Origin of the sequence: Yersinia sp. 1252 StPb PI, assembly GCF_048593885.1 — a bacterium.
In the GTDB taxonomy this organism is placed as follows: Bacteria; Pseudomonadota; Gammaproteobacteria; order Enterobacterales; family Enterobacteriaceae; genus Yersinia; species Yersinia enterocolitica_E.
Genome location: NZ_JAZGQE010000294.1, coordinates 1 through 3215, shown reverse-complemented (window position 1 = coordinate 3215; position 3215 = coordinate 1). Strand labels below are relative to the sequence as shown.

The following is a 3215-nucleotide window of genomic DNA, read 5'->3' as shown; positions in this document are numbered from 1 at the left end:
GCACAGCCAATGGAGCGTACACGCAGTACGTGACGGCGGCGAGCACTGCCCCGAAGCTCAAGCTGGCAAGTAAGATAATTATCAGAAGAAATTGGCGTTATCGGCGCAGGCAGATTGAGTGTGGACAGCGCACAGCCAATGGAGCGTACACGCAGTACGTGACGGCGGCGAGCACTGCCCCGAAGCTCAAGCTGGCAAGTAAGATAGCCAATTTTAGAGGCCAGGCGCTTTCCATAGGGAAGTCGTCAACCCGCTATCCACCAGCGACAACTGATCGGTATATACTGCTTGCCAGTTTACTTTTGCGGCTTGATACAGTGCCTGATGCTCGGTGTTCGGGGTGTATTCCCGCTCCCAGCGCACTAGCCGCTCACCGGTTTTATCTAGCGTGTCATACAGCCCGACCCCCACACCCGCGGCGATAGCACAACCGAGAGCCGTGGCTTCTTTGACAACTGGTACTCGGACAGGAACCCCGGTCACATCGGCCAAAATTTGGCTCCACAGTTTCCCTTTTGAACCTCCGCCTGCAAATACCACTGAGGCTGCTTTGACGCCGGAGAACTCAGCAATTTGCGCTAAGTTACAGGCCGAGACTATCGCGGCATTCTCTTCCAGAGCACGGAACAGGGTAGCTTTGTTGCATTTTTCTGGATCAAGTGAAAGGTTAATAAAGGAAGGTGCGGCGTGATACCAGGATTTGAAGCGCATTACATCGGAGAAAATCGGCATGATGCCGTATGCCCCTGCCGGTACGCGGGCGGCCATATCCTCCAATAAACTGTAGGTATCGATACCCAGCCGCTGCGCCAGTAATTTCTCTTCGGCGCAAAATGCATCACGGAACCAGCGCATGGTCAGGCCGGTAAAGAAACTGATGGATTCAGCCTGTACCATACCGGGAATAACATGAGGGTTAATACGCGTATTCATATTCGGATCGGTAATCGGCTTAGGCAAATTAACCACCTGCTGCCAGAAGGTGCCGCCCAATACTGCGGTCTGACCCGGTTGAACGACCCCCAACCCCAAACAACCTAATTGTACATCACCACCGCCCATCACCACTGGCGTTCCCACCAACAGACCACTCTCTTCTGCGGCTTGTGCTGTGACATGGCCTAGCAGTGTTCCGGTTTCTTTGACCGGCGATAAAATATCAGCACGTAGTCCAGCCATCTCCAGCAAGCTCGGTTGCCAGTTACGGGTGACTAAATCCAGCATGCCGGTGGTTCCTGCATTCGAAGGATCAACCGCCAGTTCGCCACTGAGCATATTGGCTAGCCAGTCGCTTATCATGGTTAATGTACCCGCCTGGCGATAGATATCCGGGCGGTAATGCGCCAGCCACAGTAACCGAGGCATAGCACTCAGTGCCAGAGTTTGGCCTGAACATTGATAAACCTCGAATTCAAACCCATCATTATGCAGCTCTTTAAGCTCACTGACTTCACGGCTGGCACGGGCATCCACATTGGCACACGCCCAAATAGGTTTGCCACTGCGATCATAAAGCACAATACCTTCGCGCATTGAGCAGGCAGCCACGGCGCGAATAGCACTCGCCGGTAGCTTAGCCTGATGCAATGCTTGGCGGATACACTGGCAGGCCAACTTCCAGTTAGTCGCTAAATCAAACTCCATCGACCCTGGGACATCAGGTACTGGCAAATGTAGCCACTCAGCCTGTCCGGCCGCTATCTGATTACCGTTAAGATCAAATATGACAGCCCGGACACTGCCGGTGCCGGCATCCAGCGCCATCAGGTATTCAGCCGATGTGGTCGTAGAGAATTGACTCATTACGCTATCCTCTGTTTTATATGAATTTATGAATAAACCTGTCCTCTACTGCTTTTTTCTCAAAAGAATAACCAAAACTATTGGCGTAATTCTTGAACCCCTGCGCAAGCCTAAGCTGGCAAGTAAAATAACCAATTAAATCAATTTGATGATTGATCTTGCTGTCAGCTCATCCGTCACTAATGCATTCACGTATTTTCCGCGCAGTGCAGCCACAATCGCTTCTGATTTTTCAATGCCACCGGCGACACCAATCACTGTCGGGATGTTGGTCAGATCTGCCAGTGAGACGCCAATCAGCTCCTGGTGAATCTGCATATCCGGCACCAATGCGCCATCGGCTTGCATAAAGTAGCCAAGGATATCGCCGACCGCCCCCTTGCGACTGAACATCAGTTGTTCGCCTTCACCGATATAGCCGGAGCGTAAAATGGTGGCCTCTTTTTGCTGATTGACCGAACCGATACCCACCACGGCAACATCAGCCGCTCGGGCGGCTAGCATCACATCGCGCACACTGTTTTCCTGACGGAATGTTTCCGCCACTGTGGCACTGGAAGCACGCAACGGCGCAGGAATAATGCTGACCTGACAAGCGGCATCCAACTGGCCAATACCGGTCATATAAGAGCCAACCCCACCGGAAAGCGTCACCAGTCTGACCTGCTGCGAAGCGATAAAACCGCTTAAATGCTGTAAGGCACACATGGTGGTTTCACCAAAGCCGACTGCCAGTAGTTGTTGTGGTTGTATCAATGCCATCAATAAATGTGCAGCGCCAATCCCCAACCGGCTACTGATACTGAGATCAGCCAGAGAAGGCAGAATGCGGATATGCTTGAGGCCGAAATGCTGTTGCAAGGTGTTTTCCAGTTCCAGACAACCCTCATAGCGCGAATTAATCTGTACCCGAATAACCCCAGACTGGCGGCCTTTCTCCAGCAATCTGGAGACCTTCAGCCGGGTTAACCCCAACAGTTCGCCAATATCCCCTTGTGTTAAGCCATCGTGATAATAAAACCACGCAATGCGAGCGAGCAGTTCCTCTTCACTCATGCTATTACCCGGATATTTGTATTCATCGTTAGACGACATGGGTTTTTCTTTTGTTACTGATTTTTCTTTCATCATTAGCCGTGATCCCTATTGCCGCTTTCTCATTCTTCATTGATTCATCATCGATCAAAAATCCACGGTCTGATAAATGCTATACCCAAGAGATTTCAAGATGCAGGAAGGCGGCAAGCGCTGGCCCGTAGGGTGAGCCTCTGATGAGGTTCATCATCCCGATGAGCTTACATAAGTAAGTAATTCGGGCGATTGGGCACAGCCAACACACCTACAACTTGAAAGATGACGGGTATAAATCTCAGTTGATAACTACGCTAACAGCTTAGGCAATACAAGTCGGA

Annotated in this window: 2 protein-coding genes; both read right to left on the bottom strand. The window is 51.2% G+C overall.

The features are described 5' to 3' along the window. Nucleotides 1-213 precede the first annotated feature (213 nt). Nucleotides 214-1803: an autoinducer-2 kinase gene (gene lsrK / locus V2A85_RS22775; protein ID WP_372557914.1), complete on the bottom strand. Its 1590-nt coding sequence runs from the start codon at nucleotides 1801-1803 to the stop codon at nucleotides 214-216. Between the two features lie 135 nt (nucleotides 1804-1938). Next, nucleotides 1939-2931: a transcriptional regulator LsrR gene (gene lsrR / locus V2A85_RS22770; protein WP_372559815.1), complete on the bottom strand. Its 993-nt coding sequence runs from the start codon at nucleotides 2929-2931 to the stop codon at nucleotides 1939-1941. Nucleotides 2932-3215 lie beyond the last annotated feature (284 nt).